The organism is Micromonospora sp. LOL_023, assembly GCF_048060115.1.
Classification (GTDB): domain Bacteria; phylum Actinomycetota; class Actinomycetes; order Mycobacteriales; family Micromonosporaceae; genus Micromonospora_E.
In genome coordinates this window covers 22,571-41,419 of the sequence record NZ_JBHMIM010000050.1, presented here as the reverse complement: position 1 = coordinate 41,419, position 18,849 = coordinate 22,571, and the positions used below count along the sequence as shown (strand labels likewise).

Below are 18,849 nucleotides of genomic sequence, written 5' to 3'. Positions count from 1 at the left end.
GCGTCGCGCGCTGAGAATCACTCACGTCCGGGCAGGCTATCGCGCTCCGGCAAGGAGCGTGCTAAGCGCCGGGTCAGGATCAGCTCAAGGAACCATTCGTTGTTGAGACCGGTCGATATCTGACAGAGTTCGAAGGAGTCGGGAGGATGATTCTGCCGGCAAGATGCCGGCGAGCTCGGTCATCGTCTATATCGGAGGCTGTGGTGGCAGGATCGTGGGCAAGGCTCAGTTCCCTCGTCGGGGTCATGCTCGTAGTTGCGGGCACAGTCGGCTGTGGGGTTGATGAGGCGGCCAACATCGATGTGCAGCTGTGGGTCAGCGTCTGCGCTGACGGCGGCGGCGGCGACTGTTTCGCGCTGGGAGTTCCGGATGCGAAAGTGTCGTTGGTGGACCCAGGAGGTCAGGTCCTGGCGACGGGAAGGTCGGACGCCGCCGGAAAGGCTCTGCTGCCGAGAAATGATGCGACCGGCGAGGTGCGCATCATCGCGGTTTCGCCACTAATTGAAGGAGGGCGCAAGGAGTCGCCGCTGGTGCTGCCGGACGAGGGCGGGGCCAATACTACGATTGGTGCCGGCAGGACCTACTCCCCGGCAGGTGATTGAGACGCTGGGGTAGACGGCTCGACGGCTCAGCTCGGCCGGCGGACCACCGGTGTGGTGAGGGCGTCGACGCTGCGGGGCCGGGCAGGCTGCGAGCCGGGTCCCGGGTTGTCTGGGCCGGTGGCCGGGTCGGCGGCCAGGTCCACCGGGGAGACGAGCGGGTCGGGCCGGGGTACGCCGCCGATGCCGGAGCGCTCGGCGGCAATCTTCTCCTGCAGGCGCAGGATGCCGTGCAGCAGCGCTTCGGGCCGGGGCGGGCAGCCGGGCACGTACACGTCGACGGGGATCAGCTGGTCGACGCCCTTGGTCACCGAGTACGAGTCCCAGTACGGGCCGCCGCAGTTGGAGCAGGCACCGAACGAGATGACGTACTTCGGCTCGGGCATCTGGTCGTAGAGCCGCTTGATCGCCGGCGCCATCTTGTCGGTGACGGTGCCGGAGACGACCATCAGGTCCGCCTGGCGCGGCCCGTGGGCGAACGGGATGACGCCGAGCCGGATGAAGTCGTGCCGGCCCATGCTGGTGGCGATGAACTCGATCGCGCAGCAGGCCAGGCCGAAGTTGAACACCCACAGCGAGTAGCGGCGACCCCAGTTCAGCACGAACCGGATCGGCTCACCGAGCACCGCCGGCAACTGCACCACCCGCCACCCCCTCGGCTCTGCTCCGCGTACGCGCCACCCAGTCAACCACACCACCTGCCCCGAGCCCGCGCATTCCGTCGGGCCACGTCCACAGGCGACAGGATAGTGGGCCACGGCGAGGCGTAGTCGTACCGTAACCTTATGGCAGATCGACCCTGACGATCGGCTGGCCCGACAAGGGTCAATTCTCTCCCCGCCACTCCCCCTGGACCGGTGAGCATCGTTGAGCAGGCAAGCCTCCCCGCTAGCCACGCACGCGAACCTCGGTAGCCTCCTGTCACCTGCTGCCCTCGCAACTACAGTCGGCGGCATCTCCTGGAGGCAGAAGCCCGGCCTCGACAAGGAGGGCCTGGTCCAGGTCCGGATCGCCATCAAGCACCTTGCGCCGTGCGTCCTGCGGATGACGGTCCATCCGCTACGACCGAGCGAGCCCTTCCTTCAGTACCTCGTCGGCGCTGGTCGTGACGGCTTCTCGGCTCGGCGGCTGTGCGTCAACCACACGCACCGGCCCATCGAGGGCACCCACAAGCACCGGACGGAGCCGGCGATAGGCGACGAAGTGGCGTACAAGCCCACGGACATCCCCGAGGTGCCGTTGGCGCCCCGGGTCGCTCCAGGCGTCCACCGTGCGATATTTGAAGCGTTCGCGGCGGAGTGCTTCGTTGAACTGGGTAGTGACTTCACCTGGGTAGAGCCGTGATGGGGGTGGCGATGAACAGCGAGACCGTCGTAGGCGCGATCTTGCGGGCGGTCAACGACCAGAGCATCACCCAGCCATACGGCGACGGCCTGCTCATCGATCTGCCGCTCACCTACGGCGACGGCGACGCGGTGCGTCTGCTCGTCGAACCGCTTGGCGACGGCTACCGCGTCTCCGACCGGGCCACGGCGACCACCCTGCTGTCGATGGCTGGTGTCAACTTCGACCACGGCCGCCCTGCGGAAGCGATCGCTGAAGCAGCCCGCCTGTCCGGGCTGAACGGCTTCGACGCCGTGCCCGGCGAGTTGGCCACCTACGGCTCCAGGGAGGCGTTGGGCGAGCTGGTGCTCGCCGTGGCGCAGGCGTCGATGCGGGTGGACCAGCTGCGATGGCTGGCGGTGAAGCAGCCGCCGGTGCGCTTCCCGGACAGAGTCGTCACCCGCATCAAGGCGTGGGCTACCAACGACGGTCGACAGGTGCGGCGCGAGGCACCGGTACGACTGACCTCAGGTCGGCAGCGGCCCGTCACCGTGCAGGTGTCGTCCGCCAACAAAGCCGCGTACGTGCAGGCGGTGAGCGGACGCGACCAGGAGCAGGCCGCCGAGCGCTGCTACCACATCTTCAGCCTCTCCGAGGTGCCCAAACAGCAGCGCATCGCAGCCCTCGACGGGTCACAAGACGACTGGTCGCCGGCCATCGTCCGCGAGCTGGAGTCGGTGAGCGACGTGGAGTTCTTCGCCGCCCCCCACAAGCTGGAGCAGCGCATCGACATCGTCGTGCCGCCCCCGCACGCACCGCTACTGACCTGACCACGGTCGTCGGACCACCATCAGCTCGTCACGTGCCCGGGTCGCCGCGACGTAGCGCAGCGATCGGGCTCGCAGTTCCGCGTCGGCCCGGTCTGCGGGATCCAACGATTCCATCCTGGCGAGTTCGGCCGGCGACGGTTTGCCGAGCGCGAGTACGACCTTGGAGAATTCGGTGCCTTTGGCCCGGTGCATGGTCAGCACCGGCACTCGGCCTGCCGGCGGCCGGTCACGGTCGACGGCGCGGGCGTCGATGCCCTGGTCGGTGAGGGCGGTGACGACGCGGTCCCGGTGGAATCGGTCCTGGACGAGGACCGCGACCGTGTCGGGGGCGGCGCCTTCGTCGAGCCAGCGGCGCACAGTGCCGACGATCGCCGTCAGCTCGTCGGTGATGGAGTCTGCGGATTCCACGACCGGTGTCGGTCCGGTCCGAGCGGAGCGGTAGCCGGTGGCTTCACGGTCGCCGTCGAGGTCGACGAATTCGGCGCCGTCGAGGATGGCCAACGCGTACTTCAGGTTCTGGGCGGTGGTGCGGTAGTTGAGGGTCAGCCGGTGGGATCGGCCGACGACGGCGACGCCGTACCGGGACAGGACGGTGCGGGCGCCGTAGATGCGCTGGTGGGAGTCCTCTGCGATGAACATGTCGTCCGGTCCGGCGGCGACGAGGGCACGCAGCAGCTGCCAATGGGTCGGCGACAGGTCTTGACCCTCGTCGACCAGCACGTGGTCGGCGGGTCGGTCGGGCTGGCCGGTCAGGTGTGCGGCGGCGACCGCTGCGGCTTCGGCGAAGTCGAGACTGCCGTCGATGCGGCTCTGTGCCCGGTACGCGGCGATCAGGTCCCACACCGCCGCGCGCTTGGCGCGGTCGAGTGCCACGCCTCGGCCGGGGCGGCGGACCCGCAGGTAGCCGGCCTCGTCGTGGATCTTGTTGGGCAGTACGACGTGGGCGTACTCGGTGGCGAGGAAGGTCTCGTTGGCCAGCTCTGGTGGCAGCGTCGTCCCGGTCGATTCGATCGTTTCCCGCCAGCGGGTGCCGGCTGTCCTGGCGACCGGGGTGGACCGTTCTTCGCCGAGCACGTCCCGCATGGCGGCGGTGAGCCCACCGCCGGCGCCGCGCAGCACGGCGGCGGCCAGCGCGTCGACTCCGGCCACGTACACGCCGGGCTGGCCGAGCGTCTTGGTCTGCGGCACCTGGGGGTCGAGTTGGGTGAGGTTGTCGCCGAGGGCTTCGGCGAGGTTGGTGGTGAAGGTGGTCAGCACGATCCGCGCCTGCGGGTTACGCCGGGCCAGCGAGCGGGCGCGGTGGACGAGGACGACGGTCTTGCCGGTGCCGGCGCCCCCGGAGACCCGGTACGGGCCGTTGTAGCGGCGTTCGACGTACCGGCGCTGCTCGGGGTGCAGGAAGATCCGCCAGGCGCCGAAGTCGCCGTCTTCGATGACGCGGCGCAGCTCCTCCTGGTCGCCGATGAAGGCGTACTGGAGCGCGGCTGCCGGGCGCTTGAGTGACTGCAGCACGTCGGCGTCGGCGTCGGCGGCCGGGTCGGTTTTCTCCAGTTGCATCCGGGCGACGATCGCGTCGACGGTGTCGCCGGCGGCGAGGTCGACGAGGATGGTGCCGACCCAGCCGTCGTGGCGCTGTGCCAGGTCGAGCACGGCGTCCTCGTCGACTGCGGCCATCGCGTCGGCGACGACGTCGGCGGGCAGGCCGAGGACCTCGATCAGGTCCGTCTGGTCGTGGCCGAGCCGCAGCAGCAGCGGTTTGGCGACGGGCCGGACCGGCGGCGGAGGTGGAGGCGGGGGCGGCGTGGGGTCGATCTCCTCGATCTGCGGCAGGCCGTTGATCGGGTTGACCTTCAGCCGTACGCGCCCGGCGACGGCGATCGCGTCGTCGTGTGGCCAGATGCCGTGGATGACGTAGTGCGTTTCGCCGTCTCCGTCGAGGCGGAACATGACTGCCCGCCAGAATTCGTCGACCCGCCCGGTGCGTACCCGGGGGTCGGCGGATTTCTGGATCGGTTCCACGTGCAGGCCGGGCGTGGCGTCGTCGGTGCCGAGCTTCTGCAGGAAGGCCATGGCCTTGCCGCGCACGGAGCCGTCGATTTTGTTGGCGAGCTTGCCCATGATGATCGTCGGCATCAGCGTTCTCCGGCGGGGTCGAGGACGTGGGTGCGGGTGACGGTTTCGGCGACGAGTTCGGGGGTGGGCTCGACGAGTCGCCAGCCCGCTTCGGCCAGGTCGGCGCGATCCTGCGCGGACATTTGGGCGAAGGCGACGGCCACCCGCAGGGTGGGCCAGGACAGGTCGAGCGGGATGCCGTCGGGGCCTTCCGCGCCGACCACTGGCGGGGCGATTCCGTCGTGCGCGGCGAGCGCGGCGACGAGTCGTCGTTCCTCGCCGGGCGCGGCGGCGTCGTAGACGTCTGCCCAGGCGCCGACCGGGCGCCCGAGTACGGTTCCGGTCTGCTCGTCGGCGGGGTCGCCGACGGCGGTGCGGACGAGGCTCGTGGTGGTCACGACGGTCGGCCAGTCCCGCAGGGCCAGCGCGTTGGACAACCGCAGCCATGCTCGCCACGCGTCGGCGTGGGCGTCGTCGAGTGCTTCGTCGCGGTCGTCGAGGACCACGGCGACCTTGACGAGCATGTCGCTGGGCATCTCCACGACGACCGCGAGTGCTCCTCGGCGGTTCAGGTAGAGCTTTCGCTCGCCGACTGGCAGGTGCTCGTCGAGCAGGGCGGCACGGGCCAACTCTTCGGGGGTGACCGGGTCGGCGACAGGCACCACTTGCGCCCCGGCCGACAGGAACATCGGTACGGCGCGGGCGACGGACCGGACCGCAGCCGGTTGGGGGTTCGACACCCAGTCGACGAGCCAGTCGACGGGTCCTCGGCCAAGGCTGCGGTACGCCTCTGGTGGCGCCTGCAGCTGCGGAATGTTCATCAGGTTGCCGGCCATGTCGGGGTTGTACCACCAGGGCGGGGCGGCGCCCTGGTCGCCGGGTTCGACGTCGGCGATGGTGGCGGCGAGCACCACGAATCCGGCGTCGCGCAGGTTGGCCCGTTTCGCGGCGTCGTCGGCGAGCCGGTTCGCGGCAGCGGTGGCGTGGTACGCCCGCCCGTCGGTGAAGATGGCGACCGCGGGCACGTTCATGTCGTTGGTTTCCAGCAGGAAGTCGGGCCGGGAGTCGACGACGTTGGCTTGCGGGGTGAGGGTCCACTGCCGGTGCATGCCGGGCAGGGTGAACCGCACGACGTTGCCGGTCGGCCCGGGTGCTTCGGAGACGGCGGCGCCGGCTCGCCGCAGCCGGCCGACGAAGATTCGGTGGAAGGCGCGTTCCAGATGCGACTCGGGCTCCTCGTGCGGTGCCACCTCGGTCACGGTCCAGGTCGTCCCTTCTGCGGTTTCGGCGTCGGGCGCGAGCCCGAGCAGGGCACGCAGGTGCCGTTCGGCCGATGCCCGGGAGACTCGCCGCACGGCCCCGGGGTCGGTGAACGGCAGGAGGCAGCGGTGGCAGGCGAGCCGGTCTTCGTGGCGGCACTCGCAGTCACGGACCCGGTCCCAGGCGAGGACGAGCAGTTCGCGTAGCCGCTCGGGGGTTGCGGTTTCGGCGAGGTAGCCGGTGCCGGCGGGTACCGCGTCGTGCAGCAGGATCGCGTCGTGGTTGTCGGTGCCGTCGGTGAGGGTGGGGTCGACGACGTGTTCGACCCGGATGTGGTCTGGGTGGCCGCCCATCTGTTCCCGGAGCCCGAGCAGCAGCGCGGCGGAGAGGCTGGGCACGGCGAAGTCGTCGCCGATGCTGACCGCGTGCGGCAGCCGGATCAGCAACCCTTGGGTACGCAGCGTCCGGGACAGCGCGATGGTGCTGGTCTTCTCGGTGGGCGACATCCGATGTGGGCACCACGGCCGGTGCTCGTGCGGCCGGTTGCGGCCGGTTTCGGTGTCTTTCTTGCCGCAGCCGGAGCAGACGCGAAACAGGTTCCCCTGCCGGTCTTCGCCGGCGATCGTGCGGGTGGTGCCGTGGCCGCGTAGTCCCAGGTTGATCCAGCGCAAGTCGACGACACGCAGATAGGTGCAGCCGAGCCCGGTGCCTTCGACGAACCAGCGGCGGGCGACGTTCGCCGGGTCGACGTCGGCGGCGGCGACGACCAGAAACCCGGTGCGGGTTCGATCGTCCTTGCGGTCGGAGATGGCGGCTTCGTCGCGGCGTACTTCGGCGGAGACCCGGGTCAGCTCGACCACGTCGAGTCGTTGCCCGGTGTCGCCGATGCCGGTGCTGCCGCAGCGTGGGCAGGCCGGGACCGGCACTTCGCGGCCGGTCGGCGCGACGTCGACGGCGTACCCGCAGGCGGGGCAGAACGCCCATTTGCGGATCGCCGAGCCGTCCATGCCGAGGTCGACGGCGTCGATGTCGATTTCCCAGCCACGGGCGTAGAAGGTGGCGCCGGGGGCGAACTCGCTGAGCGCCTGCGCGGAGCCGCGCGCGAAGTGCGCCCGGTCGTAGGTGTACGTGTGAGTATCCGGATCCATCCAGGACAGACCGACGTCGAGAGTCACGGTGTCGTCGAGCAGCGTGTAGTTGGGCAGCAGTCCGTACTCTTCGAGGACGCTGATCCAGTAGCCGCCGCGCAGGTCGGCCAGCTGTCCGCCGGTCAGTCCGAGGGCGGATGTGGCCGACCGCAACGCCTGCTTGTCGTCGTCGGTGGCGGCCGGCGACGCGGTCTTCGCTTCGAGTTCAGGTAGCAGCTCGGTGATCTTCGTCCGTCGGCGTTCCAGCGTTTCGACGTTGTCCCGCCAGCGGCGGCTAGCGTCCTGCACGTGTGCGGCGAAGCCGCTGGTCCGTGGCCCGCTGACCGGCCGCAGCCAGTCGCGCAGTCGCTCGACGACGTCGTCGGGCAGGTCGAAGGTGGCCACGAATCGGGGCAGCTGTTCGTCGGCGCTGGTCTCGGCGTGCGACACCAGGTCACCGAGGAAGGTGCCCGGGTTGGTCGAGGCGATCGCCCCGACGGCGGTCCTCGGGTGGCGGCGGCCGACGTCGCGGGCGAAACCGTCGGCCAGGTAAGCGGTGTACTGGCGGCGCAGGATCTCCTCCGCTGCCAGGTAGGTCGCTGGCGGCCGCACCTCTCCGTCGATGACCGACAGCGGGTCGCCGAGTTTCGGCAGGTGCTCGCCGCGCCCGGTGACGAAGGCCAGGTTGAGCGCGTTGCCGGTGAGCCGGCCGGCGCGGCCGACTCGCTGCAGGTAGGAGGCGACGGTGCGGGGCAGCGACGCGAGGAGCACCGCCGACAGGTCGCCGATGTCGATACCCATCTCCAGGGTGGGGGTGGCGACGAGGACGTTCGGTGCCTGTGGGCTGGTCGCGGCGTCGCGGAATCCGTCTTCGTACGCCAGGCGGGTCTTGTCGTCGAGCAGGCTGGTGTGTTCCCGGGAGACGACTCGGCGCATGTCCGGGGAGGCGTACAGCCGTCGGTAGAAGTTGTCTTTCAGCCGGTCGGGCTGCAGATGCCCACGGCAGCGCACGTGCAGGCAGGGTGCGCCGGTGAGCTGGGCGACGACGTCAACGGTGCCCGGGGTTACGGCCCGGCAGGTGTCGCAGACCAGCAGGTGCCGGCCGGCGGCCAGGTCGGCTTCGTCGACGGGCGCGACGACGACCGCAGACGGGGGGATCCCGTAGACGGTGGCACCGGATTCGCTGGTCGTCGTGGTGAGGATCCCGTCGCGGGCGAGCCGGTCGAGCAGCTGCCGGGCGAGCCGGCCGCCGTCGAGCGGGGAGACGTCGAGCACCCGGGACGTCCACCGGGCGTACCAGGATTGTGGGGTGGTCACCGGGTCCAGTCCGCTGTTGGCCGGTCCCGCGCCGCCGCCGACCCTCGGGTACGCGGGCCGGGGCCGGTTTCGGGGGAACGCCGGCATGCCGTCGCTGCGGGGGCGCCCACCCCAGATCGACCAGTCGCGGCCGTCTTCGGCCCGGTAGTGGTCGAACCACGGGTGGTCGATGGCGCCTTGCGCGCGCATCCGGTCCAGCAGGCCGCGGACCCACCGCACCAGCGTCGCGTCGTCGGGACCGGTCGAGCCGAGCGCGGCCTGCCAGGACGTGCCGTCGAGCACGGCGCGGGCCGTCCCGGCCATCCGGGCGGGTTCACCGGCGGTGACCTCGACGGCGACCGCGCCGGTGAGTTCCAGGGTCCGGCCGGTGCGGGAGTTGAGCCCGAACTCCAGCGCGGCGTCGAGCGCGAGCCGTTTACGCACCCGGGCCTGCACCTTCGCGGGCACCGCACGCAGCTTCCCGGCCTGCCAGAACTGCACGAAGGACTCCCGGTCGGCGCAGTCCGGGGCGAGGACCCGGTAGCGCGCGAACGGGTCGTCGCCGGCTTGCCGGATCACTTCCTCGACGAGTGCGTCGAGGGTCAGCTCCCCGTCGGCGACGGCGTGCCGCAGCACGGACCGCAGCGTCAATGTGTGCGACCTGGCCTGGACGAACCCGGCCCGGTGCGCGGCGTCCTGCACCGAGTCGGTGAAGACCAGCGCCTTCTTCTCCCGGGCGTCGAGGGTCGGCGAGCCGAACAGCGTCGACAGCGACACCGACAGCAGCGTGGCGACCGCGCTGCCGAGGAACCGGGTGCCGTCTTCCTGCCCACACGATGGGCAGGTGTCCTTGCGGCTCTGCTGGTCGGCGTCGGTGCCGAGGTTGGTGAGCACCGGCAGGATCCAGCCGTCGCGCAGCTCCGGGTCGTCGTCGGCGACGCTGGTGAGCAGTTCCCGGCTGCGGATCGAGAACCACACCAGTCCGTCGATGGGCTCGCCGCTGTCGATGCTGGCGGCGGCTTCGGCCGGCGCGTACAGCAGTGGCCGGAACCGGCCCTCCTTGACGGCATGGTCGCGGCGGATGTAGTCGTCTTCCGGGGTGAGGCTGTTGCCGACCGGGGCGAGGCCGATCCCCCAGCCGGATCTGCCGCAGTGCCGGCAGAAGATCGCCGGGAAGGACGGCCGGGTGTCTTCGGCGTCGCCGCCGGGGACCGGCGGGCCGTCGTCGCTCCACCGGAACCGCGCGGCGGTGGCGGCGGCCCGGTCGATGCGGGTCAGCTCCCGGATCCACAGGTGCACGTCCACGGCGAGCGCATCACGGCCGGCGACCGCTCGGACGTGCCCGAGCGCGGCGATCACGTGCGTCAGCACCGCCTGGGCGCGGGCGGGGTGGCCGACGCCGAAGACCCGTTCGGCGAGGGCGTCCAGGGCGACGGCATGTTCGGCTTCGCGGGCCAGGGTGTGCACCAGCGGATGCGCCTGGCAGAGCGCGAGCAGCAGGTGCGGATCGGCACCAGCGAACCGCTCCGGTTCGACGCCGTAGAGCTGGCTGAGGACGACGTGGGCGAGTTGCTCGCCGGTCGGGTCGTGGCCGAGGTCGGCGACGGCGTCCAGCACGGCCGTCACGTCCAGCGTGCTCACATCGACCGGGACCAGGTTGGCGGCGGCGATTTGGTCGGCCGCTCCGGCGGCCCACTCGTCGAGGTCGAGCCGGGTCTCGGTGACGATCGAGTCGGCGTCGAACCGTTCACCGAACACGGTGTGGGCGAAGTCCAGCATCACCAGCGGGTCACCCTTGTCACCGAGGGTCGCCGACGTCGCCACCGGGGTCGCCAACCCCAGCGGCCGGCTGCGCGCGGCGTCGTCGATGGTTGGGTCGTCGTCGCGCCAGTGGCTCTTGAGGGCCAGGCCGAGCCGGCGCAGCAGCATCGCCACGTCGGTGCCTTGCGCGCCGTCGTAGGTGTGAAATTCGTCGAGTACGAGGTACCGCAGGCTGGTCGCCGACTGCCCCCACAGCTCCTGGTCCTCGACTCGCAGCAGCAGCTGGTCGAGCATCTTGTAGTTGGTCAGCAGGATGTCCGGCGCGGTGTCCCGGATGATCTCCCGGTCGGTGATCAGCCCGTCGGCGCTCACCGCCGGCCGGGTCTCCCCGGCCTGCCCGGTGTAGAGCGCGGCGGTCACCTCGGCCAGGTCGGGCTGCTCGACGAGCAGCTTCGTCAACCGGGCCGCCTGGTCGTTGGCGAGGGCGTTCATCGGGTAGAGGATCAACGCCTTGATGCCGGTCACCCCGTCGTGGCGGGCTCTCAGCACGTGGTCCAGGATCGGCGCCAGGAACGCCTCGGTCTTGCCGGAGCCGGTGCCGGTGGTGACCAGGGTCGGCAGCGGCCGGCGCGGCTGCCCGCCGGCCACCGAGGCGAGTCGGGCGAACGCGGCGGCCTGATGCCCGTACGGCGGCGGGAAGCCTTCGTACCATTCGAGGGTGTCCCGCCAGCCGGCGTCGGCGGGGCGGAACGGCAGTCGCAGCCGCACGTACGGGCCTTTGAACATGCCGGTGTCCGGGTCGGACAGGAAACGGTCCAGGCCGTCGCGGGCGTCGCCGTCGGTGAGCCCGAACGTCGTCGTCAGGTAGTCGACGAGGCTGTGCCGGATCCGGTCCGCCTGGTGAGTGGGGAGCAGCTCGCTCACGTGCGCTCCCGCAGCAGCTGCTGGAAGTGGGCGTACGCCTCCCGCATGTCCGCCTCCCGGTCCAGGGTCACGAACGGCAGCTCGTACGTGTACGTGCTGCCCGCCTGGTTGGTCGCGGTCCGCTCCTCCTCGGTGATCCGGTCACCCTTGGCCCGCCAACTAACGAGCACTCGGTTAGGCACCAGGCGTCCATTCAGGTCGTAAATATAAACATTCTTATCAAATCCACGCAAGACCGCAAATTGTGTTCGATATATCGAACACAGTTCGTCAGCGGCCACGCCGAGCACCAAGGCAACCAGCGCGTCGATTTCCACGAGCGCCTGCCTTCGATCAGAGGCAATCCGAAGCGGCGTATCCATCGTCCACTTTGGGCCGACCTGCCCGATCGAGGCCCTCCGTCGATGCTCAAATCCGCCGGCCCATGCATCATGGGAAAACTCAACATCGAAGCAACGATCCCAGAGATCAGCGTAGGCATCAGTAACTGCATTTAGTCGCAGAACTCGCAAGAGGAGAGCATTGTCCAACAGAGAGGACTCACCCCAGAATAGCCGCGATATTGCACCTGCCCGAATCGTGGACTTAGGTGCAATCTTGACACAAAAATCTGCAATAAGCGACGAAAGATAGCCCGCAGCGATAACCAAGTCACGCCCATCACCACCCAGCAACCCCATGGAGAATACGCCGTCAACATGACTAGCGCCAGGGGGAATTATCCCCGGTATAAAAGTGCGTTCACTTTGATTAGACGCCATCGTACGCCAGGCAATACGGTAATGGTCCCGCGCAGGATCAGGGTGATCGATGTCACCCCAGTCAGTGTAGGCACAGTCGTAGTCGTAACGATCCCCGGATCGCCGGTAGGCCGTAGCCGGTATAGCGCCAGTCGAGATTGCCTCGAAATCCGTCAAAGACCAGTCTTGGTGGTGCAGTAGCGTCTTGTTAGGAGTCTTGTAGAGTGGCGTCGAAACGAAGAGGTGTGGCCCTTGCAGGATGACATCGTCCCAGGATCGAGGCACACTCCAACCAGACTCAAAGTAACCCTTAGAGCGATCGTTCTTTTCATGCCATCCAGACGAGAAACGAAAGCCATAGTCACCTATACGGCGCACACGGGAAAGCTTCGCCAAAACTCCAGCACTTGCACGATTTAGAGTGTATACCATGCGAGTATGCCGGACCGGCGATTGGCCATTTTCTAGGGCAGCATGCCAGTCGCGTAACGTGTCATCATCCACACTAGTAATGCGCGATCGATGCGGTCGCATATCCCAGCCACCTTCGTCATCTTTCAACGCAGGCTCAGTACCAAGACCGTCGTGCGCCAGCGATCGCAGAACCACGACAGGATGATATAGCCAACATGCCTGGACGAAGTTCGGCGCATCCCGGCGTCCGCCATACACCGATACACCGAAATGCTTATGATGCATGATATCAAAAAGCATCAACTCGTTGACGAAGTGCCAGTGACGACGAAGGCGGAGGTAGAGCTCAGATCGCAGAAAACCCGCCCTCTCGTCCGTAAAGTGTGATTCGAGATGAATGAGGCCAATCGCTCCACGAGCTGATCCATGGCGCCAGGATTGCTCCACAAAGCATCGATAAAGGTCCGGCTGGAGTCCTTTCAGATACGGATAGTATGGCGCCGACCCAACGAACTCCGCAGTACAGCAGACATCGACTACTCCATCGACAACTAGATCTCGAACACCAGGAAGGATTATGGTTTCCTTGCGCCGGTCACGGACCTCAATCTGTGTCGGTTTGACGGCAAGTTGCCACCACGGATCACCCTCGGCTAGCAGGGCAGGGATATCCACAATAGGGCGGACCCAGGGTGGGTTACCGGCTTGGAGGTCGAAGCCGCCGCGGGCGAAGACGGTGGCGAAGTCGAGGTTCCAGTGGAAGAAGCCTTGCTGGTCGGCAACCCGTTCACACACCACCAGCCATGGGTGTTTCCGCAGCGCGTCGGCCACGGGGAGGGCATTCGCGAAGCCGAGGTCGACCTTCTCACCCTCGTTCAGCTCGTCCCAGCTCGCGCTGGCAGCGAGCGTCTCACGCGGCAGGGAGGTCTTGCGCAGCTCGGGGCTGCGTCCAAGCAGCGCCTGCAAACCGGCGAGCCATTCCGTGACGGTGGGTGGCGCGACCTGCGCCCCGTCGACCGTGGTGATCTCGTCGGTGAGCGGCCAAAACCACAGCGCGGTCCAGGCGTCCATCACCCGGCGCAACCGCTGGTAGGCGCCATCGGGGTCGGCGAGAGCAGCCTCGATCTGCTCCCGCTGCACACCACCGCCGGCCGGCAGATCGCCTGCCTCCCAGACCGGGATCGCCCGGCGGATCTCCCGTTCGGCGATGCTCAGCCGGCGGTAAGCGATCTGCCAGAGCACCTCGACCCGGTGCGCCAACTCGACCAGGGTGTTGACCTGCTGCTGGCTGGGCTTCGACTTGACGCTGCTACGCCACGACTTGAGCCGCTTCGCGGCCTCGGGGGCGAGTGCAGCGGCTTCCTTGGCGTCGGCGGCGGCTCCCCAGCCGTCGGCAGGCAGCAGGAAGTGGTGGATGCCGCCGCTGGCGACGCGTTCGGCCTCCATGTCCTCGACCAGTGAGGTCAGCGGCAGGTCGGTCGGCACCGCGCCGAGCCACGACTTGTCGCTGACCTGGTTGCGTCGATAGACGGCCCGGCGGGCGCCGACGAGGGAGTTGCCGCGTCGCAGGTGCAGGCCGAACCACGGCGCGGCGAGACCTTCGACCATGGTGTCCAGCCAGAGCGAGATTTCGGCCAGCTCGACGGCGGTGGCGTTGAGGTCGACGCCGTAGACGTTGTGCAGCGCCAGGTACGCCTTGACTTCCTGAAGGCGACGCGGGTACTCGTCGGGGTCGATCCGGATGCCCAGCTCGGCTTGGCGGCGTTTGAGGTACTGGTCGGCGAGTTGCCGGACGGCTTCGATGGCGAAGGCACCGGAGCCGAGCGCCGGCTCGCAGACGGTCATCTCCAGGATTTCGGCGGCCTTGGTGGTGCGGCCGTCCTGGTCGAGCAGCTCCTCCAGGGCCTGGCCGACGGTGAAGCGGGTCAGCACCTCGGGGGTGTAGTAGGACGCGGACTGCTGGCGTTCACGACCGGCGAGCCGGAAGACGAACGAGCCCTCCGGGTGCAGCACCGGCTTCCGCTCGCCGGTCTGCGGGTCGGTGGTCTTCACGAAGTCGGCAGTGGATATGCCGTCCACCCGGTTGGTCGGCACCACCCAGGAGCCCTTGGACGAGTCGCCGTTCTTGGCGACCTCGTACAGGTCGGTTTCGGCGAAGAAGCCGGTGTAGGACATCAGCCCTTCGTAGACCGCACCGAGCTGGTTGATGCCCAGTTCGGCGTACGAGATGAAGCCTCGGTCCTTGCCGCGTGACTCCTTGCTGAGCAGCAGGTGGGTGAGGACCTGCTGCAGGGCGACGTTGCCCAGGCCGACGGCGTCGATGTGGGCGGTCGCTTCCGGGCGGAACAGGTCGGCGCGCAGGGCGTTGAAGGTCAGCCCTTCAGCGGCCAACGGTGCGTCGTCATCTTCGGCGTCGGTCTCCGGGGCGGCGACTGCGTCCGGCTGGTGCCCCTTGTCGACCAGGCGGAACAGCACACCGAGCGATTCGTAGAGGTGGGTGCCGCTGCGGGCGCGTGGGGTGGCCAACTCCACCTGGACCAGGTCCCGCAGTCGGTCCAGGCTGTAGCCCTGGTCGTATTCGCCGGCACCGACCGGCAGCACGCCCAACTCGGGGGACGCTTCGGCGTACAGCAGGAACAGGATGCGGTAGAGGAACCGCAGCGACTGCTTGGCCAGCGGCTGCGCTTCGCTGGCCGGCAGCGGTGGGAGGCCCTTGGCGCGGCGGCGGTCGACGACCTCGTTGGCGATGATCTCGATCGAGAGCCGGACACCGTCGCGCAGATCCTTGGAGACGCCGACGGTGTGCTTGACCGAGGCGGCGAGGATGTCGTGCCACCACAGTTTGCCGTCGGCGTCCGGGGCGATCGACTGGGCGGAGAGGCAGGTCAGCGCCCGGTCGATCTCCCCGCCCTTCTTGGTGTCGTTGCGTTCGCAGACGAGCTGCACGTCGACGGCGAGGTAGCGGCCTTCGGCCCAGCGTTCCCGCTCGGCGAGCAGCGCCCATCGGCCGGCGAGCACCAGGACCAGGTCGGGGGCGTCGTCGGCGACGAACAACGCGGACACCAACCGGGCGACGGACTTCAGCTCCTCGGTGTCCTCGGTGAGGCTCACCGGTTCGGGCAGCGTGGCCGCGTCGCGGGTCAGCAGTTCCTCGACGGCGGCCACCGGGCGGGCCGAGACGACGACCAGCGGCGCCCGGTCGGTGATGCCGGGTGAGGAGACCCGCAGCAGCGGCCCGTCGCGGTGCACGACCAGGCCGTGGCCGGTCAGTTCCAGCACGTCGATCAGTCGCTCGTGGACGGTGGCGGCGACGTCGTCAGCCGTACGGCCGTCTCGCAGGTCGACGCTGGCGGCCGGGTCGAGCAGCTCGGCCAGGGTCGCCAACTCGGTTTCCAGGGTCTGCCGGGCCTCAGTGAAGCGCGACCTCGGGGTCGGTCGGCCTTCCTTGGCTTCAGCGTCCCAAGTGTCGCGGCGCTTCTTGACCTCGGCGCGGAACGATTCGCCCTTGGCCTCAGTGGTGAAGTAGTGCTCCGAGATCCATCCTTCGCCGACGAGGATCGCGTCCGAGCCGCTCACCGCTTGCCACCTTCCATGTCGGGGACGACCAGCAGCAGCGGTCGTACGAGCTGTCGATCGGGCGCCATTGCCTGCACCATGTCGCGTTCCTGCTCGACGCTGGCCCGGCGCAGCTTGACGTCGCTGCGTTGGATGAGTGCGTCTGCTTCGACGTCCCAGCGGTCCAGCCGCTGCGACCACTGCTCGACCCGCTGGGCGACGTCCTTCTTTGCCGCCTCGAACACGGTGCGCAGGTGCCGTTCGGCTTCGTGCACCGCTGGGGCGACCAGGCGTTGCAGGTTCTCGACGTCGGCGACCGGGCCCGGGTTGTTGCGGGCCGCGCCCCAGCCGAGGGCGTGCAACGCGTCGCGGGCGGACTCATGCGGGGAGACCAGCGAGAACGACGGGTCGTCCGGCGAAGGGAACTCTGCGGTCAGCCAGGCCGCTGAGACGATCTGCCCACGCCGGTTGGTGAGCGTGCCGAGCAGCAGCACCGTGGGCGCGTCGACGGCGCCCCGGACGGCGAAGACCTCGTTGCGGCCGAGTGCCGCCAACGCCCGGTCCGACGCCCAGTCCAGCACCGGATGCAGTGGGCTGAGGAAGTGTGCGTCCGGCCAGGTCGAGTCGCTGTCGTCGCGCAACGCCGCCGCGAGCCGGTCCTTGCCTCGGGCCGCGGTGGTGGCCAACACGAGTCGTTCGGTGACCCGCCGGTCGGCGAGGTACGACTGTGGCAACACGTCGAGGCGCTGCGCGAGATCCGGTGGCGGGGTCAGCTCGACGGTGCCGAATGCGGCGTCGCGGCGCCAGCCGACGCCCCCGTTCTTCGTCGGGGCCGCCGGCTCGATGAACGCCTCCTGCAGCGCGTCCTCCAGGTAGGACACGTCGTCGGGGTAGAGGCCGGAGCCGAGATCGGCGACGTCGGCCACGGTGCCCGTCTGCTGCGGGGCCGGCGCGGCGGGGGCGTCGAAGAGCTGGTTGAACATCGCGGCCAGGTCGTTGCCGGTGGCAACCTTCTCGACCGGCCGTACGACGTCGTCGAGGGTCTTCTGTCCGGCGAGCACCGCGCGGATCTCGTTCTCCTCCCCCTTGACGTCGTAGCAGCCCATCAGCGAGGCGGCGTCACCGAGCGCGGTGTGCGCCTGGTCTTCCTTCTCCACCAACTTCGCGAGGATCCGTACGTCGCCGGCGAAGCGTTCGCTCGACGGGTCCAGCAGCAGCGCGGTGACCCGGGGTGGGTGCTTCTGCCCGTACCGGTCGATTCGGCCGTTGCGCTGCTCGATGCGGATCAGGCTCCACGGGATGTCGTAGTGGACCAGCTCGTGGCATTGCGCGTGCAGGTTGACACCTTCGGAGGCGACGTCGCCGGTGACGAGCACCCGTACCGCTGTCTTCTCTTGTTTGAAGGCCTCGACGATGCGCTGCTGCTCGTCGTCGGCGAGGCCGCCGTGCATGATCTCGACGGCGTCGGCGGGCAGCCCGAGGTCCTTCGGCAGGCTGCGATGCAGCCAGCGCAGCGTCTCCAGCCGTTCGGCGAAGACCACCGCGCGGGCCGGCGATCCCCGGCCGACGCCGGTCTCCTTCAGGTGGGCGACCAGGCGGGTATACTTCGCCGACGGCTGGCGCAGGGTCTGCTCGTTGAGCGCGGCGAGCCGCCGCAGCGCCTGACGCTCGACGTCGGCCCGGTCGTCGTGCCCGAGCCGACCGAGCCGGCCGTCGATGGTTTCCCGCAGCGCGGCCGGGGACGACAGGAAAGCCTTCGCGAGCGTCCACGGAAACAGCGACGCGTTCTGACCCGAGTACGGGCTGCCGCCCTTGCCCGGCCACAGCCAGACTTCCTCCAGCTCGCGGGCGACGGCGTCCTCGGCGGGCGTGGCCGGCACGAGCACGTTGTTGGGCTCCTGCCGTTTCGCCCAGTCCGCGCCGACGACCTGAGCGACCTCCGGGCTGTGCCGGTGTCGGCGAACCACCAACCGCCGCACCTCCTCGCGGTCGAGGGTGCCGTCGGGTGGCACCGCCGACGGGTCGAGCAGCCGCAGCAACTCGGCGAAGGAATCCGCCCGGCCGTTGTGCGGCGTCGCCGACGCGAGGATCAGGGCCTCCGCGTTGCGGGCGAGCAGCCGTGCCAGCCGGTTGTTCAGCGTCGCGGTGTTCGACAGGTTGTGCGACTCGTCGATGACCACCGCGTCCCACCGCTGCTTGCGCAGGCTGGCGACGTACCGATCGGATTTGAGCGTGTCGATCGAGATGATCGCCCGCTTGAAGTAGGTGAACGGGTTACGGGTCGCCGGCAGCTTCTGCCGCACCCGCTGGATTCCGGCGGAGTCCAGCCGGACGAACGGCAACGCGAAACGGGTCCACAGCTCGTGCTGCATCTGCTCCAGCACGTGCCGAGGCGTCACCACCAGGATCCGGTCACCGCGCCCCCGACGGACCAACTCCGACAAGATCATTCCGATTTCGAGGGTCTTGCCGAGGCCGACCGCGTCGGCGAGCAGGATCCGGGGTCGCAGGTTCTCCGGTGCCAGCGCCTTGCGTACCGCCGACTGCTGGTAGCTGAGCACGTCGGCCAGGCCACGGGTGGCGACCGACAACGCCCGGGTGCCGAGCGGTACGGCCGTCTTGCGGATCGTCGACTCCAGCCACAGCCGCGCGGTGCGGTAGCGCGGGCTGTCGTCGGCCACGACCGTGGCCTCCGCCGGCTCCAGCGGCGTGATCGTGTCGAGGGAGTCGTAGAACGAGGCGGTGGTGTCGCGGACCAGATCGCCGAGGCCCTGAACGTGCACCAACGTGCCGTCGGCGGTTTCCTCGGTCGCGACGACGAGCCACTCTTCGTCGCGGATCACGACGACCGACCCCGGCGCGATCGACCTGCGGACGTCTTGCTTCGATCCCGTCACAGGTGTTTTCT

Annotated in this window: 8 protein-coding genes; 3 read left to right on the top strand and 5 right to left on the bottom strand. The window is 68.9% G+C overall.

The features are described 5' to 3' along the window. Window positions 1-203: 203 nt before the first annotated feature. Complete coding sequence (locus ACFHVL_RS23815; RefSeq protein WP_416630654.1) at window positions 204-602, top strand: hypothetical protein; 399 nt, start codon at window positions 204-206, stop codon at window positions 600-602. Window positions 603-628: 26 nt separating this feature from the next. Here the strand turns inward: ACFHVL_RS23815 and ACFHVL_RS23810 are convergent, their stop codons facing one another. Beyond that, on the bottom strand, window positions 629-1,240 hold the full coding sequence (locus ACFHVL_RS23810) for an NADH-quinone oxidoreductase subunit B (RefSeq protein ID WP_416630668.1): 612 nt from the start codon (window positions 1,238-1,240) through the stop codon (window positions 629-631). Window positions 1,241-1,466: 226 nt separating this feature from the next. Here ACFHVL_RS23810 and ACFHVL_RS23805 point away from each other — a divergent pair, with 226 nt between their 5' ends. After that, window positions 1,467-1,943, top strand: coding sequence for a hypothetical protein (locus ACFHVL_RS23805; RefSeq protein WP_416630653.1), 477 nt, complete (start codon window positions 1,467-1,469; stop codon window positions 1,941-1,943). Window positions 1,944-1,954: 11 nt separating this feature from the next. After that, a complete protein-coding gene (locus ACFHVL_RS23800; RefSeq protein ID WP_416630652.1) occupies window positions 1,955-2,752 on the top strand; it encodes a hypothetical protein in 798 nt (265 codons plus the stop codon). On the opposite strand, the gene ACFHVL_RS23795 is transcribed toward ACFHVL_RS23800, so the two are convergent. The 4 genes from ACFHVL_RS23795 to ACFHVL_RS23780 are packed head-to-tail and all read right to left on the bottom strand — an operon-like array spanning window position 2,741 to window position 18,838. Next, window positions 2,741-4,885 (bottom strand): UvrD-helicase domain-containing protein, encoded by a 2,145-nt coding sequence (locus tag ACFHVL_RS23795; RefSeq protein ID WP_416630651.1) that lies wholly within the window; start codon window positions 4,883-4,885, stop codon window positions 2,741-2,743. The genes ACFHVL_RS23800 and ACFHVL_RS23795 overlap by 12 nt on opposite strands. After that, window positions 4,885-11,232 carry a DEAD/DEAH box helicase gene (locus ACFHVL_RS23790; protein WP_416630650.1) on the bottom strand — a complete coding sequence of 2,116 codons (6,348 nt, stop codon included), beginning with the start codon at window positions 11,230-11,232 and terminating at the stop codon, window positions 4,885-4,887. The genes ACFHVL_RS23795 and ACFHVL_RS23790 overlap by 1 nt, the downstream gene beginning before the upstream one ends. Continuing rightward, window positions 11,229-15,962, bottom strand: coding sequence for a class I SAM-dependent DNA methyltransferase (locus ACFHVL_RS23785; protein ID WP_416630649.1), 4,734 nt, complete (start codon window positions 15,960-15,962; stop codon window positions 11,229-11,231). Before ACFHVL_RS23785 ends, ACFHVL_RS23790 begins: the two co-directional genes overlap by 4 nt. Then, window positions 15,959-18,838 carry a helicase-related protein gene (locus ACFHVL_RS23780; protein ID WP_416630648.1) on the bottom strand — a complete coding sequence of 960 codons (2,880 nt, stop codon included), beginning with the start codon at window positions 18,836-18,838 and terminating at the stop codon, window positions 15,959-15,961. Before ACFHVL_RS23780 ends, ACFHVL_RS23785 begins: the two co-directional genes overlap by 4 nt. Between the last annotated feature and the right edge of the window lie 11 nt (window positions 18,839-18,849).